The 15193-nt window shown below is 66.3% G+C and carries 13 protein-coding genes; 9 read left to right on the top strand and 4 right to left on the bottom strand.

Annotated elements, in window-relative coordinates; genetic code table 11:
• Nucleotides 1–78: 78 nt before the first annotated feature.
• The 5 genes from CT3_RS20420 (at nt 79) to CT3_RS20400 (ending at nt 7982) form a co-directional block, all read left to right on the top strand.
• The gene (locus CT3_RS20420; RefSeq protein WP_066538032.1) at nt 79–1125 is read left to right on the top strand and encodes a pirin family protein; all 1047 of its coding nucleotides are present in this window, start codon (nt 79–81) and stop codon (nt 1123–1125) included.
• 265 nt (nt 1126–1390) lie between these two features.
• The gene (locus CT3_RS20415) at nt 1391–3601 is read left to right on the top strand and encodes a methyl-accepting chemotaxis protein (protein ID WP_066538031.1); all 2211 of its coding nucleotides are present in this window, start codon (nt 1391–1393) and stop codon (nt 3599–3601) included.
• A 100-nt stretch (nt 3602–3701) separates the two neighbouring features.
• Entirely contained in the window at nt 3702–4187 is a 486-nt protein-coding gene (locus CT3_RS20410) for an FKBP-type peptidyl-prolyl cis-trans isomerase (protein ID WP_066538025.1), read from the top strand.
• A 291-nt stretch (nt 4188–4478) separates the two neighbouring features.
• Nucleotides 4479–6707: a TonB-dependent receptor gene (locus tag CT3_RS20405; RefSeq protein WP_066538023.1), complete on the top strand. Its 2229-nt coding sequence runs from the start codon at nt 4479–4481 to the stop codon at nt 6705–6707.
• 12 nt (nt 6708–6719) lie between these two features.
• Nucleotides 6720–7982: a PepSY-associated TM helix domain-containing protein gene (locus tag CT3_RS20400; protein WP_066538021.1), complete on the top strand. Its 1263-nt coding sequence runs from the start codon at nt 6720–6722 to the stop codon at nt 7980–7982.
• Between the two features lie 89 nt (nt 7983–8071).
• Here CT3_RS20400 and CT3_RS20395 read toward each other — a convergent pair whose 3' ends face one another.
• A complete protein-coding gene (locus tag CT3_RS20395; RefSeq protein ID WP_066538019.1) occupies nt 8072–8944 on the bottom strand; it encodes a gamma-glutamyl-gamma-aminobutyrate hydrolase family protein in 873 nt (290 codons plus the stop codon).
• A gap of 413 nt (nt 8945–9357) precedes the next feature.
• On the opposite strand from CT3_RS20395, the gene CT3_RS20390 reads away from it, so the two are divergent.
• The gene (locus CT3_RS20390) at nt 9358–9720 is read left to right on the top strand and encodes an HPF/RaiA family ribosome-associated protein (RefSeq protein WP_066538017.1); all 363 of its coding nucleotides are present in this window, start codon (nt 9358–9360) and stop codon (nt 9718–9720) included.
• A gap of 282 nt (nt 9721–10002) precedes the next feature.
• Complete coding sequence (locus tag CT3_RS20385; RefSeq protein WP_066538014.1) at nt 10003–10278, top strand: hypothetical protein; 276 nt, start codon at nt 10003–10005, stop codon at nt 10276–10278.
• Between the two features lie 127 nt (nt 10279–10405).
• Here the strand turns inward: CT3_RS20385 and dkgB are convergent, their stop codons facing one another.
• Nucleotides 10406–11242, bottom strand: coding sequence for a 2,5-didehydrogluconate reductase DkgB (gene dkgB, locus CT3_RS20380; RefSeq protein ID WP_066538011.1), 837 nt, complete (start codon nt 11240–11242; stop codon nt 10406–10408).
• Nucleotides 11243–11465: 223 nt separating this feature from the next.
• On the opposite strand from dkgB, the gene CT3_RS20375 reads away from it, so the two are divergent.
• A complete protein-coding gene (locus CT3_RS20375) occupies nt 11466–12389 on the top strand; it encodes a LysR family transcriptional regulator (RefSeq protein ID WP_066538009.1) in 924 nt (307 codons plus the stop codon).
• Between the two features lie 21 nt (nt 12390–12410).
• Here CT3_RS20375 and CT3_RS20370 read toward each other — a convergent pair whose 3' ends face one another.
• Nucleotides 12411–12770, bottom strand: a complete 360-nt coding sequence (locus tag CT3_RS20370) for a tRNA-binding protein (protein ID WP_066538386.1) — start codon at nt 12768–12770, stop codon at nt 12411–12413.
• A 245-nt stretch (nt 12771–13015) separates the two neighbouring features.
• Between CT3_RS20370 and CT3_RS20365 the strand changes: the two genes are divergently transcribed.
• Nucleotides 13016–13981 (top strand): tripartite tricarboxylate transporter substrate-binding protein, encoded by a 966-nt coding sequence (locus tag CT3_RS20365; protein WP_066538007.1) that lies wholly within the window; start codon nt 13016–13018, stop codon nt 13979–13981.
• A 136-nt stretch (nt 13982–14117) separates the two neighbouring features.
• On the opposite strand, the gene gap is transcribed toward CT3_RS20365, so the two are convergent.
• Nucleotides 14118–15116 (bottom strand): type I glyceraldehyde-3-phosphate dehydrogenase, encoded by a 999-nt coding sequence (gene gap / locus CT3_RS20360; RefSeq protein ID WP_066538004.1) that lies wholly within the window; start codon nt 15114–15116, stop codon nt 14118–14120.
• Nucleotides 15117–15193: the final 77 nt, after the last annotated feature.

Below are 15193 nucleotides of genomic sequence, written 5' to 3'. Positions count from 1 at the left end.
CCCATCATCTGCACCATGGCGAGGCAGGATCTGCGGCACGGTTGGTTGCCGCCCCACCCATCGCCACCGGAGACCCAGATGCCTCACACCCCGCACGCGATTCTCAGCCGCCAGCCCATCGACGGGCTGCGCTGGCCGGTGCTGGATCCGTTTCTGTTCTGCGCCCACCACGACGATGCCTACCCGGCAGGGGACGGGCAGATGGGCCTGCAGGCCGTGGCGCTGGACGAGCGCGAGCTCGGCAGCGATTTCAGCGGCAAGGACGGCTTTTCGATGTACCACGGCGAGCATGTGCCCGGCTTCCCCGGCCACCCGCACCGGGGGTTCGAAACCGTGACCCTGGTGCGCAAAGGCCTGATCGACCATGCCGATTCGCTGGGCGCTGCCGCACGCTTCGGTGAAGGGGATGTGCAGTGGCTCACCGCCGGCCAGGGCATCCAGCATTCGGAGATGTTCCCGCTGCTGCACCGCGACCAGGCCAATCCGCTGGAGCTGTTCCAGATCTGGCTGAACCTGCCCGCGGCCCGCAAGATGGTGGCGCCGCACTTCACCATGCTGTGGAGCGAGCGCATCCCGCGCCTGGTGCATACCAGCGACGGCGGCGCCCGGACCACGGTCACCGTGGTGGCCGGTGCGCTGCCGGGTGCGGGTGCGCCGCTGCCGCCGCCGCCCGAGTCCTGGGCCGGTCAGGCGGATGCGGATGTGGCGATCTGGACGCTGCGGCTGGAACCCGGCGCCCGCTGGTCGCTGCCCGCCGCCCAGGGCGCGCAGACCCGGCGCATGCTGTACTGGTTTGTGGGCCAGCAGCTGCAGGTGGCTGGTGACACGCTGCGCGAACATGCGGCGCTGGAAATGGCCGCCGGCCAGGACTGGGTGCTGGAGAACACCGGCAGCGATGTGGCGGAGCTGCTGATGCTGCAAGGCCGGCCGATTGCCGAACCCGTGGTGCAGTACGGACCGTTCGTGATGAACACGCAGCAGGAAATCATGCAGACCATGATGGACTACCGCCGCACCCAGTTTGGCGGCTGGCCCTGGGACAGCCAGGATCCGGTGCATGGCCCGGAGATCCGCCGCTTCGCCCGCCACCCGGGCCAGCAGGTGGAAGAGCGGCCCACGGCCTGATGCCCGGCGGCTGCGGGTGAGACTGCACAGGCCTGCCTGGCCCACGCCGGGCAGGAGCCTGTGGGTTGCTGGCGGCGCAAAAGCGCCTTGCATAGCGCAGGGAATCGCCGGATTTGTTACTTGATTGTTACGCGTTGATGTGGGTCAAGTGCTTTTCGGCGGTGATCGTTAGCCTTGTGATTTTGGGAGTGGACACCGCCGTGGCCCTGAGGCAGGGTCCGGCACCGCAGGTGCACGCGCCGCTCCCCCACCATCAAGAGGCACTATGCACATTGGGCAACGTTACTGGCGCCGCCAGGGTCTGGGAACCAAGCTGGCCATCACCAACTTCGTCTGGGTGGCAGCCATTCTGGCGGCGCTGCTGCTGGGCATTGCCTGGAGCGTGACCCGCGTGATGGAGCACAAGGTGCAGAACGAGCTGGAGCAGGGCGTCTCGATGCTGGGCCGTTTCATCGAGGCCAATGACCGTGACCTGCGCCAGCGCACCCAGTTCCTGGCCGACAGCTTCGCGGCCAGCCTGAACGGCACGCTGGAACTGGACCGCAGCGCCGAGCCGCTGCTGCGCCTGGACGGGGTGGCGCTGAATGGCGACAACGCCCGCATCGATCGCTTCACCCGCGCCACCGGTGCGGTGGCCACGGTGTTCATGCGCCAGGGGGATGACTACCTGCGTGTGGCCTCGTCGCTGAATACCGACAAGGGCGAACCCGCCACCGGCACCCAGCTGGACCGCCAGCACCCGGCCTATGCCGAAGTCCAGGCCGGACGCAGCTACATGGGCCTGGCCATGCTGTTCGGCCGCCAGTACATGACGCAGTACCGTCCGCTGAAAGATGCCTCGGGCGCCATCGTGGGCATGGCCTTCGTGGGGCAGGACTTCTCGGAGCTGCTGAACAACCTCAAGGCCTCCATCCGCGCGCTGAAAGTGGGCGAAGGCGGCTATTACTACGTGCTGCGCAACGACGCTGCCGCCCCGGGCACGCTGGTGGTACACCCGTCCCAGGAGGGGCAGAGCATTCTGGAATCCAGGGACAGCGACGGCCGTGCCTTCATCCGCGAGATCCTGGAGCGCAAGCAGGGCGCCATCAGCTATCCCTGGGCGAATGCGGGGGAGTCTGCGCCGCGCGCCAAGCTGGCGGTGTTTGGCGAATATGCGCCCTGGAACTGGACCATCGTCTCCAGCGCCTATGTGGACGAGTTCGTGGCTGAAACCCGCCGCATGATCGCCCTGTTTGCCGCCATGGGCCTGTGTGCCGTGCTGGTGCTGGCCGGGGTGTGGTTCCTGCTGCTGCGCCGCATGATCGTGCGCCCGCTGAACGAAGCCAGCCAGCTGGCCCGCACCATCGCCGCCGGGGACCTGACGGTGAAGATCCCGCATGAGCGCAAGGACGAAATAGGCCAGCTGCTGGACGCCATGAACCACACGGTGGATGGCCTGTCGGATGTGGTGCGCACGGTCCAGGCCCAGGCTGAAAGCGTGGCCGCTGCCAGCGCACAGATCGCCCAGGGCAATCTGGACCTGGCCAGCCGCACCGAAAACGAAGCCAGTGCGCTGGAACAAACCGCCGCCGCCATGGAAGAGCTGGGAAGCACCGTGGCCCATAACGCCGACCACTCCAAGACCGCCGACCAGCTGGCGCGCAGCGCCCAGCAGGTGGTGACCGAAGGCGGCCACGCCGTGCGCCAGGTGGTGCAGGCCATGCAGGGCATTGATGCCGGCAGCCAGAAGATTGCCGACATCACCGGGGTGATCAACTCCATCGCCTTCCAGACCAACATCCTGGCGCTGAATGCCGCCGTGGAAGCCGCGCGTGCCGGCGAGCATGGCCGCGGCTTTGCCGTGGTGGCCGGCGAGGTGCGGGCCCTGGCCAGCCGCAGTGCCGAAGCCGCCAAGGAAATCCAGCAGCTGATCAGCACCAGCGTGGCCGAAGTGCACCAGGGCAATGCCCGCGCCGCGCGCGCCGGGGAAACCATGGAGCAGGCGGTCAGCGAGATCCAGAAGGTCACCCAGCTGATCTCCAGCATCAGCCTGGCCAGCGCCGAACAAAGCACCGGCGTGGCCCAGGTGGGCGAGGCCGTGACCCACATGGACCAGACCACACAGAAGAACGCTGCGCTGGTGGAGGAAATGGCGGGCGCTGCCGACAGCCTGCGCCACCAGTCCGAAGAACTGCTGCATGCCGTGGCCGTGTTCCGTGTGCAAGGCGGCGGTCAGACCGGTCTGACCCGCCGTGCTGCGGCCCACACGGCGGCACGCAAGCAGGCGGCGGCCGCCACGGCCCAGGTGCTCCACACCGTCGCCCATGGAGCCAAGGCTGGCAGCACCTTCAGCAAGCCTGCCGCCGTGAAGGCAGCATCCCCGGCCACCGCCCCGGCACTGGCCCCTGCGCCGCAGGCTCCAGTGGCATCCACTGCCAGACCTGCAGGGACGGCAGCGGCCACCACGGCCGACACCGAGGAATGGACCAGCTTCTGACCCCTGCCCCCGGGGGGCCGCGGCAGATCGGGGACAATGGTTCCCATCCCAACCAACGGGGTGGCTGCGCAGGCAGCCGCCCCGCTTTTGATTGCAGAGCATGAACATCACCAAAGACACCGCCGTCACCATCCACTACAAGATCCACGCGCTGCTGCAAGGCGGTCTGGCCGGTCCGTTGCTGGACAAGGGCGACGTGGCCTATCTGCATGGCGGTTACGACAACATCTTTGCCAAGGTGGAAGCGGCCCTGGAAGGCAAGCAGACCGGCGATGCACTGACCGTGGACCTGGCGATCGAAGACGCCTTTGGCGAACGCGACGAAAGCCTGCTGCGCACCATCCCCAAGGGCGAGTTCCCCCCCGGCGTGAAGGTGGGCGGCCAGCTGCGCGGCACCAACGACCAGGGCCTGCCCCAGATCTACAACGTGGTGAAGATCAAGGGCCCGGTGGTCCAGCTGGACGGCAACCATCCGCTGGCCGGCCAGGCCCTGCGCTTTGCCTGCACCGTGAGCGAAGTGCGTGCGGCTTCCGAAGAGGAAATTGCCCACCGCCATGTGCATGGCGGCCACGGCCACCACCACTGAGAGGCAAGGGTGGCGGTGGGGCCGCCGCGTGCCGTGGCACTGCCAGGGCACGCAGGGTCTGCACCGCTTCCGGCCCGGTGAGAGCAGCCGCCTTCGGGCGGCTTTTTTGTGCCGAATCGCTGCTCTCTGCTTCGCCTTTCACCAGGGTCGTGCAACAAAAGCAAGTGCTTACATGGAATGCGGTGCTGTGTGCAAGGAGCGACAGACGGCGTCCTTGTCAGGAATGTGGATATACGAGTGAGAATGATTGTCAATAAAATTACGTTGACAATCTTCAACATCCCTGTGTCTATGAGCCATCCAGCATTCCCCCTGCGACCGATTGCGGTCGCTTTGTCTTTGTGGGCCTCTGGCGCCAGTGTCTGGGCGCAGGCCGCCGCCACTGAGCTGGAAACCGTCACCGTCGAAGCCAGCGCCGATGCCTCGGCCGAAGGCCTGTCCAAGCCCTATGCCGGAGGCCAGGTGGCACGCGGCGGGCGTGCCGGCATTCTGGGCACGCGCGACAACATGGACACGCCGTTTTCCATCACCAGCTACACCAATGAGCTGATCCAGGACCGCCAGGCCAAGAGCGTGGGCGATGTGCTGCAGAACGATCCGACGGTGCGGGTGGCGCGTGGCTTCGGCAACTTCCAGGAAGCGTATTTCATCCGTGGCTTCACCCTGAGCTCGGACGATGTGGCCTACAACGGCCTGTACAGCCTGCTGCCGCGCCAGTACATCGCCACCGAGCTGTTCGAGCGCGTGGAAGTGCTGCGCGGTGCCTCGGCCTTCCTGACCGGTGCCAGCCCCAACGGCGGGGGCCTGGGTGGCAACATCAACCTGTTGCCCAAACGTGCCGGCAACGAGCCCCTGAACCGCGTGGGCGTGGGCGTTTCCAGCGGTGGCCAGGCCACGGTCTCGGCAGACATCAGCCGCCGTTTCGGCCCGGACCAAAGCACGGGCCTGCGTTTGAACGCCGCGCACCGCGGCGGTGATACGGCCACCGACCAGGAAAGCGCCAAGCTGGATCTGCTGTCCCTGGGCGTCGACTGGCGCAGCCGCAATGTGCGGCTGTCGGGCGACATCGGCTGGCAGAACAACCGCCTGAAAGAGACCCGCACCAATGTCACGCCCGGCACCGGGGTGACAGTGATCCCCAGCGCGCCCGACGCATCGTCCAACTGGGCCCAGCCCTGGTCGTACTCCAACGAGCGCGATCTGTTCGGCACCTTCCGTGGGGAATGGGACATCAACGACGATGTGACCGCCTGGGCCGCCTATGGCCTGCGCCGCAGCAAGGAACGCAACGCGCTGGCCAATGTCACGCTCACGGCGGCCGGCAATGGCGCTGCCACGACCAGCCGCTTCGACAACGCCCGGGAAGACCATGTGAGCACGGGAGAGCTGGGTATTCGCGGCAAGTTCAAGACCGGCAGCGTGGGCCATGAGCTGGTGGCCAGCTACTCGCACTTCGACCTCAAGGTGTACAACGCCTACGGCATGAGCACCGGGGCAGGCAATACGCTCAACACCAACATCTACAACCCGACGTCCTACGCCATCACCGGACTGACGTTCCTGGGCAACGATCTCAACAACCCGGCCTACAACCGCGGCGTCACGCTGCAAAGCTACGCGCTGGGCGACACCCTGTCCCTGCTGGATGGCAAGGCGCTGCTGACCCTGGGGGTGCGCCACCAGACGCTCGAATCCGATTCGCTGACCTACCGCGTTGTCAACAACGGCGTGCAGACCAGTGCCGGCGGTGCGCGTGCTTCCGCCTATGACAAGAGCCGCACCAGCCCGGTGGTGGGTGCGGTGTTCAAGCTGACGCCGCAGGTGTCGCTGTACGGCAATTACATCGAAGGTCTGGTGCAGGGCGACACCGCGCCGGCGACTTCCGGCGGGATTGCCGTTGCGAATGTCGGCGAGCAGCACGCGCCCTACGTCGCCAAGCAAAAGGAAGTCGGTGTCAAGTACGACGGCGGCAAGATTGGCGGTGGACTGGCCTTCTTCTCGACCGACAAGCCCCGCTCGGCCTTTGACCCGGTCACCCGCATCTTTGGCTCTTCGGGCGAAGACCGCCACCAGGGGGTGGAGCTGAACGTGTTCGGCGAGCCCGTGCGCGGCCTGCGTCTGTTGGGTGGTGCCACCTGGCTGGATGCCAAGCAGCGCAGCACCGGCAGCAGCACCACCGACGGCAAGCGTGTGATCGGTGTGCCGCAGTTCCAGGCCACGGCAGGCGCTGAATGGGATGTGCCTGCGGTGCAAGGCCTGACGCTGGATGCACGCGTGGTCCATACCGGCGCCACCTACGCCAATGCCACCAACACCCTGCGTGTCAGCGGCTGGAACCGCCTGGATCTGGGCGTGCGCTACATGACCGAAGTGCAGGGCAAGCTGCTGACGCTGCGTGCCCGCGTGGACAATGTGGCGGATCGCAACTACTGGGCCTCGGTGGGCGGCTACCCCGGCTCTGGCTATCTGGTGCTGGGTGCCCCGCGCACCTTCACCCTGAGCGCCAGCATGGACTTCTGAAGGTGACACAGCATGCGTGAATTCTGGACCGGGGTCCACCGCTGGATCGGGCTGACCGTGGCCCTGTTCCTGATGGTGGCGGGCGCCACAGGAGCGGTGATCTCCTGGGACCACGAACTCGATGAGTGGCTCAACGCCGACATCATGCACACGCCGGGCCGCGGCGCGCTGCAGGACCCGGTGGCGCTGGCCGCCGCCGTCGAGGCCAGCGATCCGCGTGCCGAAGTGGCCTATATGACCCTGGGACTGGAGGAGGGGCATGCCGCCTCCTTCCTGGTGCGCCCGCGCCAGGACCCGGCCACCGGCCGTCCCTATGTGCTGGGCTACAACAATGTGTTCGTGGACCCGGTGACCGCGCAGGTCACCGGCCACCGGGATTCCAAGAGCATTGCGCTGAGCACCCGCAACCTGATGCCCTGGCTGCGCCACCTGCACGAAAGCCTGCACATGCCGGCCTTCTGGGGCAGCGACCGCTGGGGCTTCTGGCTGATGGGGGGCGTGGCGCTGATGTGGCTGATCGACAGCTTTGTGGCCCTGTACCTGACGCTGCCGCGGCGCCTGGCGGCCCGCGGCACGGCCCAGCGCACGGCGGCACCGGCGCGTTCCTGGTGGGGGCGCTGGCAACCGTCCTGGGTGGTGCGCTGGCGTGCCGGAGGCTACAAGCTTAACTTCGACCTGCACCGTGCGGGCGGCCTGTGGGTGTGGGGCATCATCATCGTGGTGGCGTTCACCTCGTTCTCGCTGAACCTGTACCGCGAGGTGTTCTACCCGGTGATGCGCCAGATCTCCACCACCACGCCCGGTCCGTACGAGACGATCAAGCCTGCGCCCTACGGCAGCTTCATCCAGCCCAAGATCTCGTTCGCCCAGGCCATCGACATTGCGCGTGCCGAGGGCCAGCGCCTGGGCTTTGCCCACACCCCCGGCGGCATCTGGTACGGCGGGGACTTCCCGTTCTACAACGTCTCGTTCTTTGATCCCACGGACGAAATGGGGGCCATGGGCATGGAGATGTCCAACATCTACGTCAGTGCGGAAGATGGCACTGTGCTGGGCATGCACCGCCCCTGGCACGGCACGGCGGCCGATGTGTTCGTGCAACTGCAGTTGCCCCTGCATTCCGGGCGCATCCTGGGCATGCCGGGGCGCATCCTGATGTCGCTGATGGGGCTGATGGTGGTGATGCTCTCGGTCACCGGCATCGTCATCTGGGAACGCAAGCGCCGCGCACGCCGTGCGGTGCGGGTGGCGGAGCGGGCGGTATTGGCGCGCTGAGATGCCGGCGGGCAGCCCTTTGCCAACCCCTTGCACACAGCCGCCTGCGGGCGGCTGTGTCGTTGCTGGTGCACCGGCGGCGCCGGTGCTCAGCGCTTGCGCAGCAGGGCGCGCCGCAGCATGCGGGCCGCGCGGTCGCGGATCTGGAACGGGCTGTGGCTCAGTGCCGGACGCACCTGGGCGCGTTCGCAGGCGGCCAGAAAATCTTCCAGAATGACGCGGTCGTCCAGGGTGCGGCCTTCGGGGTCGCGGAACTCGGGATGCCACTGCGTGGCCGCGATATAGCTTTTGCCACCGATGCGGCGGTGGATGGCTTCGGGAATGCGGTCCGGAATGCTCCAGGCCTCGATGTCAAAGCCCGGCGCCACGTTCTTGATGCCCTGGTGGTGGATGCTGTTGACCCGTGCGCGCGGCTGGTTGGGGTAGAGCCGGTCCAGGCGGCTGCCGGGCACGATGGCGATGTCGTGCTGGTGCTTGTCGTAGGTGATGGGGTTGCGGTGCTGCTGTGCGCCGGGCACCTGGGTTTCGATGTCCTGGTAGAGCGTGCCGCCAAAGGCCACATTGATCAGTTGCAGGCCGCGGCAGACCCCGAAGATGGGCTTGCCGGCCTGGCTGAAGGCCTCCACCACCGCCATGTCGTACAGGTCACGCACCCGATCGCCCAGCCATTCGGGCTGCAGCGGTTCCTCGCCATAGCTGCCGGGCCACACGTCGGCACCGCCGTGCATCACCACGCCATCCAGCCATTCGGCGTAATGCGCCAGCGTCACGTCGCCGCGCGCGGTTTCACCGGTGGGGCAGGGCACCATGACCACCATGGCACCGCTGGACATGATCCAGTGGGCGATCGACTGCTCGACATACTGCAGTGTCTTGCCGGTGAACAGCGGCCGGTAAGGGTCGGCATGGGAGAAGCAGGCCGAGAGGCCAATCTTCAGGCGGCGGGAGGCGGGCGCGGTCATGAGCATCCATGCTAGTGCGCATGCGCCCCTTTGTGCGCAGTCGATCCGGGTTTTACATGTAGGCGCAGTCGTACGGCAGAACGGGATGTACATCTGGCGATGCCTGCAACTTCGGGCTACTTTGTGCTGTTTGCTATGAATTTGGAAGTGTTTGAGGCAGTCTGCATGCGCACTGGTGTGCCATTGGCTGTGGCTGTCGGGCCACGAAGTAGGACTTGACGGACATCAACAGGCGTCCTTCTCGTGGCGACGAAAGGCTGCGCCGCAGGCCGAACTGGGGCATCATGAAACCGTGCATGGCAGGCCGAAGCCGGGCAAGTACCACCAGGTCGACCCGAGCAGGCCGTGGCGGGTGAAGTCGTTTCACCGCTGCGCAGGCCATGCGCGGCAGCAAGGCAACAAGGAGGAAGCTGATGCAAGTTCAAGTTCATGCCGACGACTCCATCCAGGGCGGCGATTCGCTCGCGCAGTGGGCCCAGGAAGAAATCAACACCCGTCTGGCACGACTCAAGGATTACGTGCAGCGCGTGGAGGTCTACCTCACCGGCGTCGATGCCCTCAAAAGCACCGGCGGCCCCGGCAAGCGCTGCGTACTGGAAACCCGTGCCAATGGCCGACCCCCGATTGCGGTGAATGCCGAGGCTGAAAAGGTGCATGAAGCCTTTGCCGTGGCCGTGGACAAGCTGCTGCGTGCGGTGGACACCGATCTGGGCAAGCTCAAGGACAAGAACGGTCGCGAGAGCGTGCGTGGTGTGGAAGACCCCGCCGTGGGCTAGGGTTGGAGGGCCACAGGCCCGGAGCCCGTGCAGGGCCCCTCTCCTGTGCGCACAGGCCGCCGGACAGGCGGCCTTTTTTTGTGTCCGCCGCTGCGGCGGGGGACCGGCCAGGCCCTGTGGCAGGGTGCCGAGGCCGGCAATGTGCGCACAGACCGGCCTGGCCGGATACAGCGCCTTGGCTGACAGACGGTGGGGCCGGCGGCAGCTACAGTAGGTGTCCCGTTGCTGCATGGCAGCACGCGGCCGGATTGCACGGCCCATCACAAGGAAAGGAACTTGCGCATGAGCACCCATCCCCCCATTCCCGACCCAGCCGACGACAGCGACACCGATGGCCTGCCAGCACGCTTCTCCGCCCGGATTGCGGGCCTGGTCCAGCACCGTGTGGGAGACGGTCCGCTGGAGCCCATTCCCCAGGGCCAGGAGGTCGTGGTGGACCTGGCCATCGCCAGCATGGTGGTGTCCTGGACCAGCGAGGGCCAGCCCATTACCGTGACCTTGTCGCGCGAAGAGTTTCTGGAATACGTCGATCTGGGCGCCATCCAGATCACGGCCTGAAGTACGGGCCCCATGGGGCCTCAGGTCGTCTCACAGGGACGGCCTTGCCGTCAAAAAAAGCTCCGACAGGAGCTTTTTTTTGTGGCCTGTGCGCTGTGGCGTGCGGACCCGAGGAGACAAGCAGGTCTCAGTCCCACACCGGGGCCAGGCCTTCGGGGCTGACCTGGCGGTCGCCGCGCTCCAGCGCATCGATGCGAGCCATGTCATCCGCGCTCAGGCGCAGCGTGCGGCTGGCCAAGTTGCTCTGCAGGTGGGCGCGCTGGGTGGACGAGGGGATCACGGCGATCCCGTGCTGCATGGCCCAGGCCAGGGCCACCTGGGCGTGGCTGGCGCTGTGGGCGGTAGCGATCTCGGCCAGCACCGGCTCGCCCAGCAGCTTGCCGTAGCCCAGGGTCATGTAGGACGTGGTGTGGATGCCGTGCTGGCGCGCGAAGTCCACGACAGCGCGGTTTTGCAGATAGGGGCTGAGCTCGATCTGGTGGGTGGCAATCTGGTCGGCCCCCACGGTGTCGATGGCCTGCTGCAGCAGCGCGGTGTTGAAGTTGGAGACACCGATGTGGCGCGTCAGGCCCAGTTCCCTGGCACGCTGCAGGGCCCGCAGGCTGTCCTGCAGCGGCACGTCGCGCGAGGGCCAGTGGATCAGCGTCAGGTCCACATGGTCGGTGCGCAGGTGCTCCAGGCTTTGCTGCAGGCTGGGGATCAGGGCATCGGCCCCCAGGTGGGCGACCCAGATCTTGGTGGTCAGGAACAGGTCCTGGCGCGGCACGCCGCTGGCGGCGATGGCGCTGCCCACATCGGCCTCGTTCTCGTAGATCTGCGCGGTGTCGATGGCGCGGTAGCCCAGCTCCAGGGCGGTGCGCACGGACTGTTGCACCACATCGCCCTTCAGGCGGAAAGTGCCCAGGCCCAGCGGGGGGACCACGGAAAGGGCAGCGGCAGCGGGGTGTGCCAGGGTATCGGTCATGGGAAGGCTTTCAAAACAGGGGCGGTGCCGGTGGCCGGACACCGCCAGGGGAGAAGGCAATGGCAGGTGCTGCCGCCCGCACAGGGGAACACCGCGGTGGCAAGGCGTTGCGAGGCCATCACGAAGCATGGCGCCAGTGTGGCGCAGCCATACCTGCAGAAAAAGCCCTGAATCCACAGAAAATAATTGACTAAAAATCAACAATTGCGCCAAGCTCGGTCCCATGCAATCCACTTTGGAAGAACTGCTTGCCTTTCGGACGGTGGTCGACACCGGCAGCATCACGGCAGCGGCCCTGCAACTGGACCAGACCACGTCCGGCATCAGCCGCAGCCTGTCACGGCTGGAGAAGAAACTGGCCACCACCTTGCTGCGCCGCACCACGCGCAAGCTGGAGCTGACCGAGGAAGGCGCGCGCTTTCTGGCCCAGGCCCGTGCCGTGCTGGAGGCCCTGGATGCCGCCGAGGAGGACTTGGCCGTGCGGCGCCAGGCCCCGGCGGGGCCGCTGCGTGTCAACGCCGCTTCGCCTTTCATGCTGCATGTGGTGGTGCCGCTGGTGGCGGCGTTTCGTGCGCGCTACCCGCTGATCACGCTGGAGCTGAACACCGATGACCTGCACATCGACCTGCTGGAAAAGCGCACCGACATTGCCATCCGCATTGGTGCGCTGCGTGACTCCACGCTGCACGCGCGCCTGCTGTGCCACAGCCCGCTGCGGGTGCTGGCCAGCCCGGCCTATCTGGAAGGGCATGCGCGCATCCGCAGCGTGGCCGATCTGGCCCAGCACCAGCGCATAGGCAACAGCCAGGTGCCGGGCTTGAACCAGTGGCCGCTGCGCACCAGCGATGGTGGCGAACGCTGGGATGCGGCGCCCCAGCTCACGGCCTCCAGCGGGGAGACCATGCGCCAGCTGGCGCTGACCGGTCAGGGCGTGGTCTGTCTGGCCGACTTCATGACCGTGCGCGACCGCGCCCAGGGGACGCTGGTGCAGGTTCTGCCGCAGGCCACCGTGCTGCAGCGCCAGGCCATCCACGCCGTGTACTACCGCAACACCGCGCTGGCGGCACGCATCACGGCGTTTCTGGATTTTCTGGCGGCAGCGATGGTGCCGCCCACGGACAGCGCCGGAGTCCGCGAGCACGCCTGAAGCTGGCGCCTCCGGCCCCCGTCAGAGCAGCTTGGTGCCGAGTGGCACCTCGCGGTCCGGTACACACAGCGCCACATGGCCGTCTGCATTGTGAAAGCCGGTCACCAGACATTCGGACTGGATGGGACCGATCTGCTTTTTGGGAAAGTTCAGCACCGCCACCACCTGCCGGCCCACCAGGTCCTCGGGCTGGTAGAGCTGGGTGATCTGGGCGCTGGACTTGCGCAGACCCAGGGCCGGGCCAAAGTCCACCTGGAGGAGGTAGGCGGGCTTGCGCGCCTGGGGGAATACTTCGGCCGCCACGATGCGGCCTACGCGCAGTTCCACTTGCAGAAAATCGTCAAAGCCAATCGGCGCGTGCAGGGAAGAGGGTGCAGTCATGGCGTCCATCATGCGGCCCCCGGGCGTGGCAACTGTCGTGCAACCCTGGTGGTGGCAGTCGAAGCCTGGACAGCCCCCGGGCCTTCGGTTGATTTGGTAGTTTGCACATGGCAAATGATTGGTTGGGTTTCGGGGGGTGGCTGGCCAGAATCGGGGGCTCGCACTCCCTGCGATACACAGGCGCCTTGCCGCTGTCGTGCTGCGCAGGTGGGTGCTTTTTTTCTTCCCCCTGCATGACTGTCGCGATGATCTTCTCCCCCCTCGCCCGCCGTTCCCTGCTGGCTGCTGCCGTGGCCGTTTCCTTTGCGTCCGCCGCACAGGCCGAGCGCCTGATCCGCATCGTGGTGCCGTTCGGTGCCGGTGCCACGCAAGACACCGTGGCCCGCACCTTCAGCAACGAACTGGGCCAGGCCCTGGGCGCTACCGTGGTGGTGGAAAACCGCGCGGGCGCGGGTGGCAGTGTGGGCACATCCCAGGTGGCCAAGGCCGCGCCGGATGGCAATACCCTGGTGCTGGCGGCTGCCAGCCACAACCTGGCCAGCCACCTGTACGCCAAGCTGCCGTATGACGCGCAGAAGGACTTTGTCGGCGTCTCCTTCCTGGGCCGCACCGGCTATGTGGTGGGTGTTCCCTCCAGCAGCGGCATCAGCTCGCTGGCTGCATTGCTGCAGCGCGCCAAGGCCCAGCCGGGCCAGTTCAACTACGCCTCGGCGGGCAATGGCAGCGCGTCCCACCTGGCCAGTGCCCTGCTGGCGGCGCAAAGCGGTGTGCAGTTGCAGCATATCCCGATGAAGTCCACCGGTGACGCCACCACCGAGCTGCTGGCGGGCCGCGTACAGCTGGTCACGGGCGCCACCATCGGCATGCTGGCCTTCCAGCATGATCCGCGCATCAAGCTGCTGGCGTATTCGGGCCAGCAGCGCTCGCGCTTCCTGCCCGATGTGCCCACGGTGGCCGAAGCCGGCGTACCCGGCTATGCCTTCGATTCCTGGCTGGGTCTGCTGGCACCGGCCGGCACGCCCGCTGCCGAGGTGGAGCGCATCAATGCCGCGGTGCGCAAGGTGCTGGCCGAGCCGGTGGTGCAGGAACGCCTTGCCCGCGTGGGCGTGGAAGCCGGTACCTTGCCGGTGCCGGCGTTCCAGCAGCTGCTGAAGGACGACTGGGTGGCGGCCGGCCAGATCGTCAAGGCAGCAGGTGGTCGCATCGAATAAGCCGCCCTCGAAAGCCGCATCCGCCATCCACAGGATGCAAAAAAGCCAGCCGCGTTGCCGGGCTGGCTTTTTTTGTGGCGGATCGCTGCAGCGCCCAAAGGCCTGAACAGCGATCCGGGCAGTGAAGCCGCAGGGCTTACTTGGCCACCACGCGCACCATTTCCAGGCACTTGTTGGAGTAGCCCCACTCGTTGTCGTACCAGGAAACGACCTTGACGAAGGTCTTGTCCAGGGCGATGCCGGCTTCGGCGTCGAACACGGAGGTGCAGGTCTCACCGCGGAAGTCGGTGGCCACCACCTTGTCTTCGGTGTAGCCCAGCACGCCCTTCAGCGCGCCTTGGGACTGGGCCTTCATTTCGGCGCAGATTTCTTCGTAGGAAGCTTCGGTGTTCAGTTCCACGGTCAGGTCGACCACGGACACGTCGGAAGTGGGCACGCGGAAGGACATGCCGGTCAGCTTCTTGTTCAGCTCGGGAATCACCACGCCCACCGCCTTGGCAGCGCCGGTGCTGGAGGGAATGATGTTTTCCAGAATGCCACGGCCGCCGCGCCAGTCCTTGTTGGAAGGGCCGTCCACGGTCTTTTGCGTGGCGGTGGCAGCGTGCACGGTGGTCATCAGGCCGCGCTTGATGCCCCACTTGTCGTTCAGCACCTTGGCCACGGGGGCCAGGCAGTTGGTGGTGCACGAGGCGTTGGAGATGATGGCTTCGCCCTTGTAGGTGGCGTGGTTCACGCCGAACACGAACATGGGGGTGTCGTCCTTGGAAGGAGCGGACAGGATCACCTTCTTTGCGCCCGCGTCGATGTGCTTCTGGGCGGTTTCCTTGGTCAGGAACAGGCCGGTGGATTCGATCACCACGTCGGCGCCGACTTCGTTCCACTTCAGGTTGGCGGGATCGCGTTCCTGGGTCAGGCGGATCTTCTTGCCGTTGACGACCAGGGTGTTGCCTTCGACGGAGACTTCACCGTCAAAGCGGCCATGCACGCTGTCGTACTTCAGCATGTAAGCCAGGTAGTCGGGCTCGAGCAGGTCGTTGATGCCAACGATTTCGATGTCGCTGAAGTTCTGCACTGCGGAGCGCAGCACGTTGCGGCCAATGCGGCCAAAACCGTTGATACCTACCTTGATGGTCATGGTTGCCTCGTCTCTAGGGATGGTGAAAACAAAAACCGGATCACTCTAGGCAAAACGCCCACCAAAGCCAAGCCAGG

The organism is Comamonas terrigena NBRC 13299, assembly GCF_006740045.1.
Lineage (GTDB): Bacteria > Pseudomonadota > Gammaproteobacteria > Burkholderiales > Burkholderiaceae_C > Comamonas > Comamonas terrigena.
This window is presented reverse-complemented; position numbering and strand designations above follow the sequence as displayed.

What these genes read in the sequence shown, in the direction of transcription:
- CT3_RS20420 (WP_066538032.1), top strand. Translation starts at nt 79, where the DNA reads ATGCCTCACACCCCGCACGCGATTCTCAGCCGCCAGCCCATCGACGGG.
- CT3_RS20415 (WP_066538031.1), top strand. Translation starts at nt 1,391, where the DNA reads ATGCACATTGGGCAACGTTACTGGCGCCGCCAGGGTCTGGGAACCAAG.
- CT3_RS20410 (WP_066538025.1), top strand. Translation starts at nt 3,702, where the DNA reads ATGAACATCACCAAAGACACCGCCGTCACCATCCACTACAAGATCCAC.
- CT3_RS20405 (WP_066538023.1), top strand. Translation starts at nt 4,479, where the DNA reads ATGAGCCATCCAGCATTCCCCCTGCGACCGATTGCGGTCGCTTTGTCT.
- CT3_RS20400 (WP_066538021.1), top strand. Translation starts at nt 6,720, where the DNA reads ATGCGTGAATTCTGGACCGGGGTCCACCGCTGGATCGGGCTGACCGTG.
- CT3_RS20395 (WP_066538019.1), bottom strand. Translation starts at nt 8,944, where the DNA reads ATGACCGCGCCCGCCTCCCGCCGCCTGAAGATTGGCCTCTCGGCCTGC.
- CT3_RS20390 (WP_066538017.1), top strand. Translation starts at nt 9,358, where the DNA reads ATGCAAGTTCAAGTTCATGCCGACGACTCCATCCAGGGCGGCGATTCG.
- CT3_RS20385 (WP_066538014.1), top strand. Translation starts at nt 10,003, where the DNA reads ATGAGCACCCATCCCCCCATTCCCGACCCAGCCGACGACAGCGACACC.
- dkgB (WP_066538011.1), bottom strand. Translation starts at nt 11,242, where the DNA reads ATGACCGATACCCTGGCACACCCCGCTGCCGCTGCCCTTTCCGTGGTC.
- CT3_RS20375 (WP_066538009.1), top strand. Translation starts at nt 11,466, where the DNA reads ATGCAATCCACTTTGGAAGAACTGCTTGCCTTTCGGACGGTGGTCGAC.
- CT3_RS20370 (WP_066538386.1), bottom strand. Translation starts at nt 12,770, where the DNA reads ATGACTGCACCCTCTTCCCTGCACGCGCCGATTGGCTTTGACGATTTT.
- CT3_RS20365 (WP_066538007.1), top strand. Translation starts at nt 13,016, where the DNA reads ATGATCTTCTCCCCCCTCGCCCGCCGTTCCCTGCTGGCTGCTGCCGTG.
- gap (WP_066538004.1), bottom strand. Translation starts at nt 15,116, where the DNA reads ATGACCATCAAGGTAGGTATCAACGGTTTTGGCCGCATTGGCCGCAAC.